General features: G+C 42.8%; 14 protein-coding genes. 8 read left to right on the top strand and 6 right to left on the bottom strand.

Going from position 1 to position 17812, the window contains the following annotated elements; genetic code table 11:
* Both QWZ01_RS14015 and QWZ01_RS14010 read right to left on the bottom strand, forming a co-directional pair.
* Nucleotides 1–1062, bottom strand: coding sequence for an agmatine deiminase family protein (locus QWZ01_RS14015; RefSeq protein ID WP_290324144.1), 1062 nt, complete (start codon nt 1060–1062; stop codon nt 1–3).
* A 191-nt stretch (nt 1063–1253) separates the two neighbouring features.
* The gene (locus QWZ01_RS14010) at nt 1254–2123 is read right to left on the bottom strand and encodes a carbon-nitrogen hydrolase (protein ID WP_290324142.1); all 870 of its coding nucleotides are present in this window, start codon (nt 2121–2123) and stop codon (nt 1254–1256) included.
* Nucleotides 2124–2319: 196 nt separating this feature from the next.
* On the opposite strand from QWZ01_RS14010, the gene QWZ01_RS14005 reads away from it, so the two are divergent.
* The 8 genes from QWZ01_RS14005 (at nt 2320) to QWZ01_RS13970 (ending at nt 11368) form a co-directional block, all read left to right on the top strand.
* Nucleotides 2320–3267: a lysylphosphatidylglycerol synthase transmembrane domain-containing protein gene (locus QWZ01_RS14005; protein ID WP_290324140.1), complete on the top strand. Its 948-nt coding sequence runs from the start codon at nt 2320–2322 to the stop codon at nt 3265–3267.
* A 108-nt stretch (nt 3268–3375) separates the two neighbouring features.
* The gene (locus QWZ01_RS14000) at nt 3376–5154 is read left to right on the top strand and encodes an aromatic amino acid hydroxylase (RefSeq protein ID WP_290324138.1); all 1779 of its coding nucleotides are present in this window, start codon (nt 3376–3378) and stop codon (nt 5152–5154) included.
* 46 nt (nt 5155–5200) lie between these two features.
* Entirely contained in the window at nt 5201–5905 is a 705-nt protein-coding gene (locus QWZ01_RS13995) for an SDR family NAD(P)-dependent oxidoreductase (RefSeq protein WP_290324136.1), read from the top strand.
* Nucleotides 5906–6466: 561 nt separating this feature from the next.
* The gene (gene guaA, locus QWZ01_RS13990) at nt 6467–7996 is read left to right on the top strand and encodes a glutamine-hydrolyzing GMP synthase (RefSeq protein WP_290324134.1); all 1530 of its coding nucleotides are present in this window, start codon (nt 6467–6469) and stop codon (nt 7994–7996) included.
* Nucleotides 7953–9197 (top strand): ABC transporter substrate-binding protein, encoded by a 1245-nt coding sequence (locus QWZ01_RS13985; RefSeq protein WP_290324132.1) that lies wholly within the window; start codon nt 7953–7955, stop codon nt 9195–9197. Before guaA ends, QWZ01_RS13985 begins: the two co-directional genes overlap by 44 nt.
* Entirely contained in the window at nt 9194–10366 is a 1173-nt protein-coding gene (locus QWZ01_RS13980) for an RsmB/NOP family class I SAM-dependent RNA methyltransferase (RefSeq protein ID WP_290324130.1), read from the top strand. Before QWZ01_RS13985 ends, QWZ01_RS13980 begins: the two co-directional genes overlap by 4 nt.
* A 197-nt stretch (nt 10367–10563) precedes the next feature.
* A complete protein-coding gene (locus QWZ01_RS13975) occupies nt 10564–10869 on the top strand; it encodes an ArsR/SmtB family transcription factor (RefSeq protein WP_290324129.1) in 306 nt (101 codons plus the stop codon).
* Between the two features lie 10 nt (nt 10870–10879).
* Entirely contained in the window at nt 10880–11368 is a 489-nt protein-coding gene (locus tag QWZ01_RS13970) for an SRPBCC family protein (RefSeq protein ID WP_290324128.1), read from the top strand.
* A 95-nt stretch (nt 11369–11463) separates the two neighbouring features.
* Here the strand turns inward: QWZ01_RS13970 and QWZ01_RS13965 are convergent, their stop codons facing one another.
* The 4 genes from QWZ01_RS13965 to QWZ01_RS13950 all read right to left on the bottom strand — a co-directional run bounded on the left by QWZ01_RS13965 (nt 11464) and on the right by QWZ01_RS13950 (nt 17676).
* Nucleotides 11464–12033, bottom strand: coding sequence for a MarC family protein (locus QWZ01_RS13965; RefSeq protein WP_290324127.1), 570 nt, complete (start codon nt 12031–12033; stop codon nt 11464–11466).
* Nucleotides 12034–12043: 10 nt separating this feature from the next.
* Entirely contained in the window at nt 12044–13207 is a 1164-nt protein-coding gene (locus QWZ01_RS13960) for an MFS transporter (RefSeq protein WP_290324126.1), read from the bottom strand.
* Between the two features lie 94 nt (nt 13208–13301).
* Complete coding sequence (locus tag QWZ01_RS13955) at nt 13302–14858, bottom strand: amino acid permease (protein ID WP_290324124.1); 1557 nt, start codon at nt 14856–14858, stop codon at nt 13302–13304.
* Nucleotides 14859–15423: 565 nt separating this feature from the next.
* Nucleotides 15424–17676, bottom strand: coding sequence for a sodium-translocating pyrophosphatase (locus QWZ01_RS13950; protein ID WP_290324122.1), 2253 nt, complete (start codon nt 17674–17676; stop codon nt 15424–15426).
* Nucleotides 17677–17812 lie beyond the last annotated feature (136 nt).

Raw genomic sequence — 17812 nt, 5'->3', positions numbered from 1 at the left:
TTACACCTCAGGTTCCTGTTGGCTCAGGCAGTGAAAACTTCCCAGTCCCCAGATAATATCTGTAGAATCAATGCCTATAACCTCGTGGTTAGGGAAACACTGCTGTAAAATATCGCAAGCCTTATCATCATTTACAGAGCGATAGGTTGGCACAATAACCGCCGAGTTAGCTATGTAAAAGTTGGCGTATGAGGCAGGTAAGCGTGTATCATCATAAACCACAGCTTCGGGCATTGGCAGCTCCACAATGTTAAGTTGCTTGCCGTTAAGCAGGCGCATGGTTTTTAAAGTTTCCAGGTTTTCCTGCAGTATATGGTAGTTTTCGTCGTTTTTATCCTCTTCAACTACGGTAACTACGGTATCCTCATTTACAAAACGGGTAATGTCATCAATATGGCCGTCAGTATCATCGCCAATAATACCATCACCCAGCCATAAAATTTGCTCGGCTCCGTAATAGTTGCGTAAATAGGTTTCTATTTGGTCCTGGTTTAAATGAGGGTTGCGGTTTTTATTCAGCAGGCAAGCAGTAGTAGTTAAAATAGTGCCTTTACCGTTAAAATCAACCGAGCCGCCTTCCATTACAATACCTGGATTGAAAACAGGCAGGCCAAAACATTCACCAATTTTGGTAGGTATCACATCATCCAGATCAAAGGGAGGATATTTTCCGCCCCAGGCGTTATAGCCCCAGTCAATAATGGCTTTTTGTTTGGTTTCAGGGTTGATCACAAATGCAGGCCCGTGATCGCGGCACCAGGCGTCATTAGTTCCAAAATCAAACAGCTCAACCTGATTCATATCAACGCCCGCGTTTTGCAGCTGGAAAGTAACCGAGGCCTTCATAACCTCGTCTACCACGTTGATGCGAACCAGCTCATTACGGGTTAAAACTTTTATAAATTCAATGTATGACGGATATATAGTATCCAATTTGCCCGGCCATGAAGCTTCCTTGTGCGGCCATGAAAGCCAGGTAGCAGTATGTTTAGTCCACTCTGCAGGAAAGTAAAAGCCTTGCGAGGCTGGGGTTTGTATGGTTGAAATGTTTTTAAGGTCCATATTGGTTAAAGCAAATAAGTAGAATAAGGTATTACTTATCAAATCATTGCGAGTATGAAGCAGAGGCCTCCTCTAAATCAAAGCATTTAAAAGCCCTCTCCTTTGGAGAGGGTTGGGTAAGGCTCTTGCTTCGTACCTCGAAATGACAAATTTATAAAAGCCCTTTCCCTTTAGGGGAGGGGTAGGTGGGGCTAATCCTCGTCTAAAAATCTTTTTGTTATTGGCTGATAGCTGTCGATCCTTCTGTCGCGCAGAAACGGCCAGTGGCTTCTGTAATAGTCAGATTTATCAAGATCGAGCTCCTGTACCACCACTTCTTCTTCATCGTGTGATGTTTGATGAATGATGGCTCCAAACGGATTAGCAAAGAATGATCCGCCCCAAAATTTTACACCTGCTTCTTCGCCAACACGGTTTACGCTTACCACGTGTATGCCATTGGCCACAGCGTGCGAACGCTGGATGGTTTGCCATGCATTGTATTGCTCAATATTGGTAGCCTCATCCTGTGTAGTGGCCCAGCCAATAGCAGTTGGGTAAAATAATATATCGGCACCCATCAGTGCGGTAATACGGGCAGCTTCAGGATACCACTGATCCCAGCATATAAGCACACCTAATTTTCCGTATTTGGTTTTGAATACTTTGTAACCCAGATCGCCGGGGGTAAAGTAAAATTTTTCGTAAAAGCCCGGATCGTCGGGGATATGCATTTTGCGGTATTTGCCCAGATAGCTTCCATCAGCATCCAATACTGCTGTGGTATTGTGATAAAGGCCCTGCGCACGTTTTTCAAACAGCGAGGCTATGATTACCACATTTAGCTCGGCCGCTACTTTTGACAGCTCATCAGTTGATGGGCCGGGGATGGCTTCGGCCAGTTTAAAGTTGTCGTAATCCTCAACATCACAAAAATAAAGTGAGGTAAACAGTTCCTGTAAACAAACTATTTGCGCGCCTTTGGCAGCAGCTTCCCTTACTTTAACTATAGCCTTTTGCAGGTTCTGTTGCTTATCAGCAGTGCAGCTCATTTGTACCAGGCCAACTTTTACTTTACTCATCTTACTAAAATTTGCGCAAAAATAACAATTGATATGATGATTTTCATTCAATTAATTAATGATTACACGCTGTTGATACTTTATGTTTTTATAATAATATGCAAACTTTAGTACTATAAACTGCGTTGTTGAACCAAAGTTGTTACAATTAAAAAAAAATTCATGTGTGCATTCAAATAATTAGCTTTGCAGCCAAATGACAGAAGACGAAATAATTGACGAAGGCGCAGAGCATAAGACCTGGAAAGGCAAGCTTTGGGGCGTTATAAAAGTTATATTAATTATTGTTGTAACCGGAGGCTTGTTGTACTGGGTTTTCAGTAAAGTACCTTTCGCCAAAATAAAATTCCGGTTGGCACATGCTAACCGGGCCTGGCTCACCGCGGCTATTCTTTGTTATTTGGGTTCCATGCTGTTTTCGTCATGGCGCTTGCTTAGTTTCTTTAAATCTATTGGTCTTAGGCTCGACTGGCGTTTTAACCTGCGCCTGTACTTTTTGGGCCTGTGTTATAACGTGCTGTTACCCGGTGGTATAGGCGGCGATGGGTATAAAATTTATTTACTGCATAAAACCTATAAATTACCTACTAAAAAAGTTTTCTGGGCTATTTTGTTCGATAGGCTAAGTGGTTTTTGGGCTATTGGTGCCATTGTTGTGGGCCTTATTATTTTGATCCCGAGTTTTCCATATCATTTAGGTATTCCGCTAAGCATAGTTTCGGTAGGATCTGTCATCTATTATTTTGTTGCACGCAAATTTTTCAGGGATTACACCCATAATTTTTTCTCGGGCCATCTGAAAGCTATAGGCGTGCAGAGTATGCAATTATTGTCCATTGTGTGCCTGCTGCTTGCCCAGGATTTTAACGGCAAATTTGCTCCTTACCTTTTGTCATTTTTATTCTCTTCATTAGCGGCGGTTATTCCGTTTAGCTTAGGCGGCGGCGGTATCAGGGATGCTCTTTTTTTAACCCTGGCACGTCAGTTTAATCTTACTGAAGATATGGCTGTTTATCTGAGCTTTGGCTTTTACCTCATCTCCATTATTGTTGCCTTAATTGGTATTTATTATGTAATACGCCCGAAACGATTGGAGAAAGGTTTGCAAGCACCATCCGAATTTTCATTGACTGAGCAGAAATAAACGGAATATTATTCTGATTTAAAGGTGTTATTAAAATCATATTCTGAACTTTGCAAGTGAGGTAAGCATTTAGCTAAATTGGCGTTCTGTATATAATTTTATTTATAAATGAGCCATTTTAATGATTTTAACAACCCGCAGGTTGCCGCATTGCCGGGTCATTTAAAGCAATTTATTGTTGACCAGCATTACGAACATTATACTCCTATAGATCATGCTGTTTGGCGTTATGTAATGCGTCAGAATTACAGCTATTTAAAGGATGTGGCCTACTACCCGTATATACCCGGCCTAACCAAGGCTGGGTTAACTATTGAGCGTATTCCCGATTTGCAGGAAATGAACAATGCCTTGGCCAAAATAGGCTGGGGTGCTGTTACTGTTGATGGCTTTATACCCCCTGCGGCCTTCATGGAATACCAGGCTTACCGCGTTTTGGTTATTGCTGCAGATATACGCCAGCTAAAGCATATTGAATATACCCCGGCACCCGATATCATACATGAATCAGCAGGGCATGCGCCTATTATTGCAGATAAAGATTACCACGAATACCTGAGTTATTTTGGATCAATAGGGGCTAAGGCTATGTTTTCGGCACAGGATTTTGAACTTTATGAGGCTATAAGGGCCTTATCTATACTAAAAGAAATGCCTGATGCTGATGAAGAGGAGATCAAAAAAGCCGATGAACTGGTAACCTATCGTCAGGAAAACATGGGTGAGCCCTCCGAAATGGCCCTGCTCAGCCGCTTACACTGGTGGACGGTAGAGTACGGACTGATCGGTACCTTGGATCAACCTAAAATTTACGGTGCAGGCTTATTGTCTTCAATAGGCGAAAGTTCAAGCTGCATGAACCCCGAGGTTGAAAAACTATGGTATACCATTGATGCCCTCAAATACAGTTATGACATTACTAAGCCACAGCCGCAGCTGTTTGTAACACCAACTTTTCAAAATCTGATCAATGTGTTGGAGGAGTTTGCCAATACCATGTCGTTCAGAAGAGGAGGCGCTTACGGGCTAACCAAGGCTGTAGAAAGTAAAAACACCTGCACGGCTGTTTACAGTTCGGGTTTGCAGGTATCGGGCACCATTACTGAGTTTAAGGTTGATAAACATGATAACCCTTATTTTATTAAAACCACCGGGCCAACCATACTGGCTGTAGATAATAAGTTATTAAAAGGCCACGGCAAAGATCACCACAAGGATGGTTTTAGTTCGCCTGTTGGTAAACTTAAAAATGCGGATTTGCCTTTAGAGGATCTATCAGCAGATCAGTTAAAAGACCTGGGTATTATAGTGGGCGTTCAAGCTAAGCTTGATTTTGAGAGCGGTGTAACCGTTAACGGTACCGTGAAAAATATACTGTCATCGACAGAAAAAATACAGCTCATTACCTTTACCAACTGTACGGTTACTGATAAAAAGGGCCATATTCTGTTTGATCCATCATGGGGGGGATATGACATGGCCGTGGGCGAAAAAATTGTATCAGTCTTTTGCGGTGCTGCCGATAAGGAAGCATTTGAGGAGATTGTTTATAAATCAAAAACTGAGACCCACCATGCAGATTATGATTGGAAAACCCGCGAACTGCATAAACTTTACCAGCAGGTACGTAATTGCAGGCTCAAACAGGGCGACTATGGTTTTCTGGGTAATGTATGGCAAAAACTACAGCATGACCATCACGACGACTGGCTTTGCGCGCTCGAGATACTGGAAATGCTTGAGCATGAACATATAGAACCAGCCTTAACTGCCGAAATCAGGCAGTTCTTGGGGCAAAAAGCCACAGATGAGCCCGAACTGAAAAAACTTATCAGCGATGGTTTTTATCTGATAGCACATCCGGTTGAACAGAATTTGGTATTTTAGGCACAACTTTTAATAAAAATTCCCCCTTTAGGGGGCTAGGGGGCTTATGAACGTTATAATAACAGGCGCCAGCAGCGGCGTAGGATTTGAAGCTGTAATTGAACTGATACTTTCAGGTAAACATAAAGTAATTGCACTGGCCCGCACACAGGAAAAACTGGAACGCCTGCTGGAAATAGCACATGGCTTAAATCCCGACTGTGAACTTTACGCTCTGAAGTTTGACATTGTTCATGACGATTATGAAGGCTTGCAGCAATTTATCGCCACCAATTTTGATAACCGGGTAGATGTATTGATCAATAACGCTGGCGTACTCATCAATAAACCTTTTACCGAGCTACAGGAAACCGACTTTGTAGAAATGCTGCAAGGTAACTTCATAGGCCATGTGCGCATCATTCAGGCATTGTTACCAGTAATTCCGGCCGGGTCGCATATATTAAATATCGGCAGTATGGGCGGTTATCAGGGTAGCGCTAAGTTTGCGGGTTTGGCAGCATACTCTGCAAGTAAGGCAGCCTTGCATACCTTAACCGAATGTCTGGCACAGGAACTGGTTGAACAGGATATTAAAGTTAACTGTCTTGCCCTCGGCTCGGCACAAACCGAAATGTTAGAAAAAGCTTTCCCTGGCTATCAATCGCCGGTATTGGCCTTTGAAATGGGTAAATACGTAGCAGATTTTGCGCTTACCGGGCATAAGTTCTTCAACGGTAAAGTACTGCCTGTTGCAGTGGCTACACCGTAGTAGAGGAGCGAAGAGTTAGGTACGGGGGGAAGCCTCACACAATCCTTTTCAAAGAATAATAGCCCATGAAGCTACAGTTTCAAACCAGGCTGTTTATCGACTCACCCCGACATCGCTACGCTTGTCGACCCTCTCTTCAGCTTATGTCTTTTGATGGAAGATTACTCACCAAAGGAGATGACTTTAGTTACTTTGTGTCATTGCGAGGAGGAACGACGAAGCAGTCGCGAATTTGTCTGAACCAGGATTAAACAGATTTATCGGATTAAAAGGATTTTGCTTTTATTTTTAGATAGATCGCAGTAATCTCTTAATCCCCCAAAATCGTGGTTCAGGAAATTTTCGCGATTGCCACGCTGCGCTTTCAATGACAAAGCTTACCAGTAATGCCAAGAAATCTTTATTATCCCGTAACCAAGAAAATCAAAATCCACGCAAAAAAAATCAACGTCATCAACGTAATCAAAGAAATCAGCGGTCAAGAATCAATGGTCAACCACCTGAATTTCAAAATCTCAAATCTCATATCTCACATCTCATATCTAATTTTTATCTTTGCCCATGCAAGAAAAAATCCTCATTCTTGACTTTGGCTCGCAATTCACCCAACTTATAGCGCGCCGTGTCAGGGAGCTCAATATTTACTGTGAGATCCACCCGTATAATCATTATCCCGAAATTGACAGCACTGTAAAAGGAATCATACTTTCCGGCAGCCCGTATTCTGTACGGCAGGAAGATGCCCCAAGGTTTGATTTTGAGCAGTTTCATACCACTCGCCCTATTTTAGGTGTTTGTTATGGTGCGCAATATGTAGCTCATTTTCATGGCGGCGAAGTTTTGGCTTCAAGCACTCGTGAGTATGGTCGCGCCAATCTGGATTTTATTAATAAAGAGAATCCACTGTTTAAAAATATTCCTGAAAGCTCGCAGGTATGGATGTCGCATGGCGATACCATTGATCGCATTGGTGATAATTTCGAGATCATTGCCAGTACCGATACTGTAAAGGTTGCGGCTTACCAGGTAACAGGTACCCAAACTTACGGTATCCAGTTTCACCCTGAGGTAACCCATAGTATTGATGGCAAGCAATTGCTGGAGAACTTTTTGGTTGATATTTGCGGTTGCAAACAGGACTGGACACCCGATTCATTCATTGAAACAACCATTGCTGCCCTGCGTCAAAAACTGGGCGATGATAAGGTAGTTCTTGGTCTTTCGGGCGGTGTCGATTCATCTGTTGCGGCGGTATTGCTTCACCAGGCCATCGGTAAAAATCTGCATTGCATATTTGTTGATAACGGTCTGCTGCGTAAAGACGAGTACGAACAAGTACTTGACTCTTACAAGCACATGGGCTTAAATATAAAAGGTATTGATGCCAAACAGCGTTTTTATGATGCACTGGCAAGCTTAACCGATCCTGAAAAGAAACGTAAGGCTATTGGCCGCGTGTTCATCGAAGTATTTGATGATGCCGCGCACGAAGTTCAGGATGTAAAATGGTTAGGTCAGGGTACCATCTACCCGGATGTTATTGAGTCAGTTTCGGTAAAAGGCCCATCGGCTACCATCAAATCACATCATAATGTTGGTGGCTTGCCCGATTTTATGAAACTTAAAGTGGTTGAACCGCTTAATACCTTGTTTAAAGACGAAGTAAGACGTGTAGGTAAGGCCCTGGATATTGATCCGAATATATTAGGCAGACACCCTTTCCCGGGTCCGGGTCTGGCTATCAGGATTTTGGGTGATGTTACACCAGAAAAAGTAGCTATATTGCAGGAGGCTGATGCAATTTATATCAACAATTTACGGTCATACGGTGTTTACGATAAAGTGTGGCAGGCCGGAGCTATATTTTTGCCGGTACAATCGGTAGGTGTAATGGGCGATGAGCGTACTTACGAAAACGTGATTTGCCTGCGTGCTGTAGAATCACTTGACGGGATGACAGCCGACTGGTGCCATTTACCTTATGACCTGCTGGCCAAGATCTCGAACGAGATCATTAATAACGTAAAAGGAATTAACCGGGTAGTATATGATATCAGTTCGAAACCACCTGCTACCATTGAGTGGGAATAAATGGTTACTGTTTTTTAGCGCGGCGCTGATACTGGGTGCATGCTCACCAAAGGTGCGGCCTGTATCGGCGCCCGCAAAACCAACTGAAAAGCCCGAAAACGTAGCTAAGGAAAAGCCTGATACTAAACCACCGGTTGCAAAGCCGGCGGTGATAGCTATGATATTACCCATGGGGCTTGATCATGTGCAGCCACGCAATTATAGTAGCGCGGGCTTAACCCGCGCCAATCTCAGCGTGGAGTATTACCAGGGCTTTAAGCTGGCGCTTGATTCGCTTGCTGCAGAGGGTGCCAACTTTAAACTGGAACTTTATGATTCAAAAGATGATGCTTCGGCTGCGCATAGTTTGGCTTATAATCCCCAGGTACGAACGAGTGATCTGATAGTAGGTCCCGTTTTTCCTGATGGAATAAAAGAGTTTACCGCGACTATGGGTAACCGCGTGCCAATCCTATCGCCGCTTTCTCCGGCCTCGCCCAATACCATTAAGAACGACAAGCTTATTACAGCAATTCCGCCTTTGGAATATCATGCCCGGGGTGCCGCACAATACATCAATGATAAAATAAAGCCCAAAAAGATCTTTGTACTTCGTTCGGGTTTTAGCCAGGAAAATGATTACGTAGTTAACTTTAAAAAAGCCACCGATAGCCTCAGCAGTAAAAAAGTAAAGGTGGTAAGCGTTGTCATTACAAGAGGGCAGTTAGGTGGACTAATTCCACAATTGTCAAAAACAGAGGATAATGTATTTGTGATACCGGCTACTGATCAGGCATTTTTAGGAGTTACGCTGCGTTCCTTAGACACCTTAAATAAAAATTACCCGGTGGTTCTGTTCGGCCACCCCAGCTGGGAAAAGTTTAGTTTCCTGAAAGCCGATATTTTACAGCGCCTTAAAACGCATATAACATCGGCCGATAAGGTTAATTATAAACAGGATGCTACTGTTGCATTTTTGCGTAACTATCGCAGGGCTTATCACGTTGAACCTACCGATTATGCCATAAAGGGATTTGACGAAGGTTTATACTTTGGTAAACAACTTTATGCGAATGATAAAGGAATGGGCGAGCTGGATAAAACAGATTTTACAGGTATTCACAACAGCTTCCGCTTTGTAAAAAAAGCAGGCTTAGGTTGGGTAAATACCCATGTAAATATATTAATGTACACTAACTTTGAATTAAAACAGGTAGAATGAAGGCTATAAACCAGCTTAAAACGTTTCAGCGAATTTTGGGTGAATACCCGGCCGATACGCCTCTAAGTAAGTTTTTACCCGGTTTTTACCGACAAAATAAGCAAATGGGCTCAACCGATAGGCGCGTAGCCAGCCGGTTGATATATAATTACTTCAGAATAGGCAGGGTATTACCCGATGTACCTGCAGAAGATCGCCTGCTTGTAGCCGAGTTTTTATGCAACACCCAAACCAATTCGCTTTTACAGAATTTTAAACCCGAGTGGGTGGCTTGTGTAGGTTTTAGCATTGAGGATAAGCTTGCCCTTGTAAAAACTGCATATCCGGCGTTTGATCTGAATCATATATTTCCCTGGGCCAACCAGCTATCTGCAGGTATTGACCGCGAAGCTTTTCTGAAATCGTTTTTTTACCAGCCCGATCTGTTTATCAGGGTACGTAACGGCTACGATCATTTAGTGAAAGCCGAACTAAGCAAGGCTGAGGTTGTTTTTAAAGATGAGGGCAACGGTTGTCTCTCATTGCCAAACGGTACCCGTCTCGAAACTATATTTCCTAAACAACACTGGTTTGAAGTGCAGGATTTTTCATCACAGCAAACCGGTAGTTTTTTCAGGCCGCAGCGCTGGGATAGCTGGTGGGATGCCTGCGCGGCATCTGGCGGTAAATCTTTATTACTGCACGAGGATGAACCTAATATTAAATTGGTAGTTTCTGATATTCGCGAGTCGGTACTTGCTAATCTTGATGAACGTTTTCAGCTGGCAGGGCTTACCAAATATCAAAAAAAAGCGCTTGATCTTACTACCAATGTTGATCAGGTATTGCATGATTATGCTTTTGACGGTATCATTCTGGATGCTCCCTGCAGTGGTTCCGGCACCTGGGGTCGCACACCCGAAATGATTGCCCAGTTTGATGAGCATAAGATCGAATTTTTTCAAAAGCTCCAAAAAAGCATCGCCCAAAATGTGGTGAAATATTTAAAAGCCGGTAAACCCCTTATATACATTACCTGCTCAGCCTTTAAGGCGGAGAATGAAGATGTGGTTGATTTCCTGGTAAATGAACTGGGTTTAAAACTTGAGGAAAGCACGGTGCTCAAAGGTTATGAACGCAAGGCCGATACCATGTTTGTAGCCCGGTTAAGCCCGCCGGCCTCTTCATAGATGCGCGTGTGATTTTGCTTATGGCAATCACAACTAAGCAAAAAAATCCTTTAATCCGATAAATCCGTTTAATCCTGGTTCAGACAAATTTGAGGTTGTTTCGTGATGATGGGTTAAAATCTCCATTAAAAAATGAAATTAAACTTGCGCAACTAATTAGTTGCGTTTATATTTGCAATCAATCAGTTGCAAATACAATGAGACGAGATATTTTTCAAGCCATAGCCGATCCTACACGCAGAGCAATTTTAAGTCTGCTGGCCTTGCAAGCAATGACTCCCAATGCCATAGCCGAACATTTTGAAAGCAGCCGCCAGGCGGTATCAAAACATATACAGATCCTGACAGAATGCGAGGTGGTTAAACATCAGCAAACGGGCCGGGAGATCTATTATCACTTTAATCCCGAAAAAATGAAAGAGATAGACATATGGCTTGATCGTTTCCGTAAGCTCTGGGACGATCGTTTTGATCAGTTAGATGACATTTTAAAAGACCTTTAAACTAACCATTATGACAACAAAAACAGAGATCACGAAAGATGTGGCAAACAAAAAAATCAATGTGACGCGTGCGTTTGCCGCTCCCGTTGAAAAAGTATGGAAAGCATGGACAGACAGCAGTATTCTGGACAAATGGTGGGCACCAAGACCCTGGCGTGCCGAAACTAAATCGCTTGATTTTAAGGCAGGCGGTTTATGGCTTTATGCCATGATTGGGCCAAATGGCGAAAAATCATGGTGCCGGGTTGATATCAAAACGGTTAGCCCGCAGCAAAGCTTTACGTCAACTGCCAGATTTTGTGATGAAGAGGGTAATCCTGACGCGAGTTTTCCGAGTATGCATTGGATAACCCAGTTTTCGGCTACCGTAGCAGGAACCAATGTTGATGTGGAGATATCATTTGATAACGAGGTCGATCTGCACAAAATAGTTGAAATGGGCTTTGAACAAGGCTTTACTATGGCTTTGGGTAACCTTGACGAAGTATTGGAAGCATAACATAACGATAACAAAAAAAGGAGGCTGTTCCATTAGGACAGTCTCCTTTCTTGTTTGTCATATTTTCACAGCTCCCCCTTTAGGGGGCTGGGGGGCTACAAATGCGTATTACTCCTGAATAATTTTATAGCAATGGCTAATAATATAATTCCAAATGCCTTACGCAGTATGCTGAGCCCGATTGGCCCAAGCAATTTTTCGAGCCATTTTACATTTTTGAGCACCAGGTAAACTACAATAGTGTTCAGCACAATGCCTACCATGATGTTTTGGGTTTGGTATTGTGATTTTAAAGAGAGTAGGGTGGTCATGGTTCCGGCACCTGCAATGAGCGGGAACGCAATAGGTACTATAGAGGCTGCCTGGGGTATCTCCTCCTTGAAAAAATCAACACCCAATATCATTTCCATCGCGATGATAAAAATCACCAGGGAGCCTGCTATGGCAAACGAAGCTATATCCAAACCAATAATGGCCAGCAATTGATCGCCCACAAATAAGAAACCAATCATGAGCACCAAAACCGCAACACTTGCCTTTTCCGACTCAATATGGCCTACACGCTGCCTCACCTGTATAATTACAGGTATAGCGCCAAGGATATCAATAATGGCGAAAAGGATCATGGTTACAGAGAGTATCTCTCTGAAAATCAGCTTGTGCATGGCAGAGTATTTATGCTTTTAACGTTAATCTGAAACTTAATATGAGTGCTATCAAAATATAGAGGGAAGATAAAAAGAAAATGGCATGTACCGAAATTAACCCGGCGTATCCGGCAGTAATTGGCCCGATGATTTGACCTATTGATGCGTATGATTGATTAATGCCCAATATTTTACCCTGTTCATTATGATGAATATTATCTGCAATAATGGCGTTGATCATGGGGTTGCGTAAACCATTAAACAAGCCATAAATACATATACCAATAGTAAAAGTGATAAAGGCTGTGGTGAGCCCTGTAGTAAACATAGCTGCCATACATAACACAGACGATAACAGCAGAATCTTTGATTTTGACGAGAACCATTTGGTAAGCAGCGGTACACTCAGTTGCATAATAATACCGCTTATACCAAAGCCGGCATATAGTATGCCTATTTGTGCAGGGGTAATTTTCAACACATCAACACTAAAGGTTTGAAAGCCGATGATCATCGTAAACTGCGCCATGGTAAGCAGGAAGCCGGTAAATACCGCGGTACCTATCACCTTACGCTTTAATGTGGTTATCAACGCCGAAAACCTGAAATCCTCAGTATTGTCTTTTTTGCTTTGAGGTTTGGCGGGGTTGGTTTCACGAAGGAAAAATACAGTACATAACGTACCTATAAGTGATATTCCGGCAGCAAAAAAGAAAGGCACCTGCGGCCCGAATTTATTGAGCAGGCCACCAATAGCAGGCCCAATTACAAAGCCAAAACCAAATGCCGAACTCAGTATTCCAAACTTTTTGGCCCTGTTTTGTGGCGTGGCTGTATCAGAAACCATGGCCTGCGCTACCGATACATTGCCGCCGGTAATACCATCCAATATACGGGCTGCAAACATCATGAATATGTTGCTGGCCCAGGCAAATAGAAGAAATGACAGGCATGTACCCGCCAGGCTGATGATGAGTACAGGTTTGCGTCCCCATTTGTCGGATAGTGAACCCAGGACCGGTGTGGCAAAAAACTGAGCTATAGAAAAGGAAGCGGTAAGCACCCCAAGTGTTTCGCCGGTTATGCCAAACGTTTTGCCGTAAGTGTATAAAACGGGTACAATGATGCCAAACCCCAGCGAATTAATGATACAAACAAATACTAATATCCACAGATTTTTATCGCCCCTCATAAATTGGTTTTAGTTGCAGGTAATAAAATAGAAGGTAACAAAAAAGGTTCTGAAAAATCAGAACCTTTTTTAAATGTATCTTGAAATTTAATGTTTACTCAACAAATTTTGGGTTGATAGGATCAGCAGCGCCTTCAACTTTGCCATGCCTAACGTGCGAGCGTTTAATGCTATAGCCAAAGTAAATAACAAAGCCAATCAGCAACCAAACAATTAAACGTGCCCAGTTTTCCCAACCTTCGCTGGCAATCATACATAAACAGATAAGAGCGCCCAGCGGACAAACGATCATGTAAAGTGGGGTCTTGAACGGACGCACGATATTAGGATCTGTTCTGCGCAGGATAAAGATGCCAAGGCAAACCAATACGAAAGCAAATAAGGTTCCTATACTTACCATATCACCTACATATTTATCAGGAATGAAGCCTGCAAACAATGATACAAACACAAAGAATAACCATTGTGATTTGTATGGAGTGCGGTGTTTAGGGTGCAGTTTTGAAAATACTTTAGGGATCAGGCCATCAGTGCTCATGGTATAAAACACACGGGTTTGGCCCATCAGCATCACCAGGATAACTGAAGAGAAACCGGCAAGGATAGATACTGTTACAAATGAAGCTAACCATCCGTAACCCGGCATGGCAGTTTTTATAGCATAACTAACTGATGCTTCTTTACCTTGAATAAGGAAATCTTTGTATGATACTAATCCTGTAAGTACGTGTGAAAATAAAATGTAAAGAGCAGTACAAAAAACCAAAGAGATCAGGATACCTTTTGGCATATCTCTTTGTGGATTTTTAGCTTCCTGAGCCGCCGTTGAAACCGCGTCGAAACCGATAAAGGCGAAGAATACCACACTTGCACCGCGCAATACACCCAGCCATCCGTGGTTAAAAGTATCACCATAATCAACTACACCGGTACTTACCTTAACTACACCAGCATCAGCAGGTATCATATAAGGAGTGTGAAACGCAGGGTTGATAAAGTGCCAACCTAAACCAATGATCATTAATACGATAGCAACCTTAACAATTACGATGATATTGTTAACAATAGCCGATTCCGCAGTACCGCGAATCAATAGTAGTGTTAACAAAAACAGGATAAGTATGGCCGGTAAATTGATGATACCTCTTGTACCAAGTTCAGCGGCATACATGCCCGATGTGGTGTTAGATACCTCGAAAAACGAGTGCGTCCACTGATACGGTATGTGAAAATTGAAAAATGTTGTTAAAAACTCGTTGAAATACTGCGACCAGCCAATAGAAACGGTTGCTGCCCCAAGAGCGTATTCCAACACAAGATCCCATCCTATGATCCAGGCAATAAATTCGCCCATGGTAGCATAAGAGTAAGTATAAGCCGAACCGGCAATAGGTATCATACTGGCAAATTCTGCATAGCACAAACCTGCCAGGGCGCAGCCCGCGGCCGCAATAAGGAACGAAATTGTAACAGCAGGACCGGCATGCTCACCCGCCGCCGCTGCCGTACGCACAAAAATACCGGCCCCGATAATGGCACCAATACCCAATGCAATAAGTGACCCAACGCCTAAGGTTCTTTTCAGCGATTTTTCTGTTTCTGCCGAAGCAGCCATCAATTGCTGAATAGGTTTCTTAATAAATAACTTCATTTTAAAATAGTAAGATCAGTAGTAAAAATTTAAAAATTCACATTCCCCCAAACGTACTTAAATTTATTGAAAAGATAAAGTGCCGAATGTAACCAAAGTAGCAGACTATAAAACCAATTTATAGTTTGAAAAATACACTAAATCCATAGATAATTAGGATTTGTATTTGGAGATTGTAAGTGCCTCATTTTTAAATCGCGAAGTTAAAATCAGTATTTCAATGACGCTTTATTTTTTTGAAAGAATGATATACACATGACCTTTAAAATAGTTAAAATAAACTCTTAAGTTAAAACAAGTAGAGCCTTTCTTAACTATTGGTGTTCAAAAAAAGGCCCACAAAACGCGTAAATTGATGTTTTGTTCCTCCAGATGTGATGTTTTTTAACTCTTTGGCAGGGTTGATATTTTTATGCGTGATTTATCGGTTTATTTTGACCAGTAAATATAAAATAAGTAAAAAGTACTACCAAAATATTGATCTCTTACTTAAGGATATTGTTCTAAACTAACAAAGATCTCTTTAATGGGGAGGTCTTTGTTAGTAATTACACATTTTCTGCTGTTAAGCTTTCTTTTCAATCTTTATAATTGGTGAGCTCAGGGCCTGCACCTTCACTTCTTTCTTTACCTCATGTTTCATTGCTGTAGGAGCGGCAACATGCGCGTTTAAATGTGGCGCGATAACCAATGAAACTATCGACATTAGTTTAATAAGGATATTCATTGATGGGCCCGAAGTATCCTTGAACGGATCACCTACGGTATCGCCAGTTACTGATGCTTTATGCGGCTCAGATTTTTTATAATGCATTTCGCCGTTGATCATACAGCCTTTCTCAAATGATTTTTTGGCATTGTCCCAGGCGCCGCCAGCGTTGCTCTGGAAAATACCCATCAGTACGCCTGATACGGTAACGCCCGCCAGTAAACCGCCCAATACTTCGGGGCCAAAGGCAAAACCAATGATCACTGGGGTAATGAGGGCGATGAGGCCCGGAGCAACCATCTCACGTATAGAAGCTTTGGTTGAAATGGCCACACATTTTTCATATTCAGGTTTGGCCTTGTATTCCATAATTCCGGGAATTTCCCTGAACTGGCGGCGTACTTCCTCAACCATAGCCATAGCCGCACGGCCCACTGCCGAAATACATAATGCCGAAAAGATAAAAGGGATCATACCGCCTACAAACAGGCCTGATAAAACATCGGCCTTGTAAATATCAATATGCTCAATGCCTGCAACCCCCACAAAGGCCGCGAACAAAGCCAATGACGTTAACGCTGCCGATGCAATGGCAAAACCCTTGCCCGTTGCTGCTGTGGTATTGCCCACGGCATCCAGGTTATCTGTACGATGACGAACTTCTTCAGGCAGACGACTCATTTCGGCAATACCACCTGCATTATCTGCAATAGGGCCAAAGGCATCTATAGCCAGCTGCATGGCTGTAGTAGCCATCATCCCGGCAGCTGCAATAGCTACACCATATAAACCTGCAAAGTGATAAGAACCATAAATACCCGATGCCAAAACCAAAATAGGTAGTACGGTTGATTCCATACCCACGGATAAGCCGCCGATGATATTGGTAGCATGTCCTGTTGACGACTGACGGATAATGCTCAACACCGGGCGTTTACCCATAGCCGTATAATATTCAGTGATGATAGACATCAGTGTGCCTACAATAAGGCCAACTACAATTGATCCAAAAACGCCATCTTTAGTAAACGGAATAATGCCTGTTTTAATAACATGGCTCGCATCCTCATCACGCACCATATGAAATTCGCCGGCCGGCAGCATCCACTGCACCACAAAATAAGTAGCAATGGCGGTTAAAATGATAGAGGCCCAGTTGCCGATATTGAGTGCTTTTTGTACACTGTCATTTTCATTTTTAATTTTTACAAATGCCGCGCCTACTATCGAAAATATCAGGCCTAAACCTGCTATCACCATAGGTAATAAAACCGGGGCAATACCACCAAATGCATCATGCGATACAATCTCGCGGCCCAGTACCATGGTAGCCAGCATTGTAGCCACGTATGATCCAAATAAGTCGGCACCCATGCCTGCAACGTCACCAACGTTATCACCAACGTTATCGGCAATGGTGGCAGGGTTACGTACATCATCCTCCGGTATACCAGCTTCTACCTTGCCTACAAGATCGGCACCTACGTCGGCAGCTTTGGTATAGATACCGCCGCCCACACGCGCAAATAAAGCGATTGATTCAGCACCTAATGAAAAGCCTGCTAATACGTCAAGGGCTTTGGCCATAGCCTCGCCATTAACGCTGCTGCCAGCCACCTTAACCACATAAACCTGGTAAAATACAATGAATAACGATCCTAACCCGATAATGGCAAGGCCGGCAACACCGAGGCCCATAACAGTACCACCGGTAAATGATACCCTTAATGCCTGAGCAAGACTGCTACGCGCTGCTTGTGTGGTACGTACGTTTGCCTTGGTAGCAATACGCATACCCAAAAAACCGGCAAAGGCTGATAGAAATGCACCTATTACAAATGATATGGCTATAACCGGGCTCGAGGTGGCTACGGTTGTGCCGGAGTAAGCCAGTAAAATACCGGCAATAATTACAAAGTAGCTGAGTATTTTCCACTCTGCACGTAAAAAAGCCATGGCACCATCGGCAATGTAACCGGCCAGCTGCGCCATGTCGCCGTCACCGGCATCTTGTTTGGTAACCCAGGCGGCTTTAGTGGCCATAGCAATTATGCCAATAAGGCCCATCACCGGAATTAAATAGATCAAGTAATTGTTCAAAAAATCCATGTTCACAAATTTGGTTTATAAGTGGTTCTATTAATACAGTTTAGGTAGATCTTTAATAATTGGTATTGCAAAATAGTATTTTATTTCTTTACTATAGCCTGCTTTAATATAAAGTTTTTTGAATAGTTTAGGGCTT

This window comes from Mucilaginibacter aquaedulcis (assembly GCF_030409325.1).
Lineage (GTDB): Bacteria > Bacteroidota > Bacteroidia > Sphingobacteriales > Sphingobacteriaceae > Mucilaginibacter > Mucilaginibacter aquaedulcis.
Note: the sequence above shows the minus strand (reverse complement) of the source record. Positions and strands in the feature narration are given on the sequence as shown.